The organism is Akkermansia sp. KLE1798, assembly GCF_001580195.1.
In the GTDB taxonomy this organism is placed as follows: Bacteria; Verrucomicrobiota; Verrucomicrobiia; order Verrucomicrobiales; family Akkermansiaceae; genus Akkermansia; species Akkermansia biwaensis.
Window position 1 is genome coordinate 102,407 of sequence record NZ_KQ971097.1, and the last position, 547, is coordinate 102,953.

Consider the following 547-nt stretch of genomic DNA (forward strand, 5'->3'; position numbering starts at 1 on the left):
ACGTATAAGGCGTGGAAACCCTTGTGGCACAAATCATTACTATAACCATTCAAGGTAAATTGCTTATAACACCCTCTCCCTTTTACCTCTTGCGCCGTTGAATAAAACAACTAACTCTGATCCTGATTTTTACATTTTTCAAATCATTCAAAAACCTAAGTTACAAGACAATGAACAATACCGACAACACCCTGGCTTCTCGCTATCCCTTTGTTCCCATGTTCGCCAATGGCCTCCCACAAGGCGACTTCTACGTCAACGGCATCACCGCTCCCGTTCTCATCACTCCACGCTCCGCTTCCGATGACACTCGCCATGAATGGACCGGGTACCTCAAGATCATGAAAGAAGGAACCTATTTCCTTTCCCTGGCCGCCGATTCCTCCATCTCCCTGTCCATTCCCTTCAAGAATGTAGAACTCACCAAAGAAGCAAAAGACACTCCCGTGAAGCCGGAGAGCGTCGTACTGGAACAGGGATATTACTGGTGCCAAATCGTCCATGAGCACCATGCCGCCCTGGGCTCCGCACAAGAGTTCTGCCTTGC

At 48.4% G+C, this 547-nt stretch carries 1 protein-coding gene; it reads left to right on the forward strand.

Annotated features, from left to right (window positions below; genetic code table 11):
• Positions 1 to 170 precede the first annotated feature (170 nt).
• The coding region (locus HMPREF3039_RS12105) for a PA14 domain-containing protein (protein WP_156473619.1) at positions 171 to 547 on the forward strand (377 nt) is incomplete at its 3' end.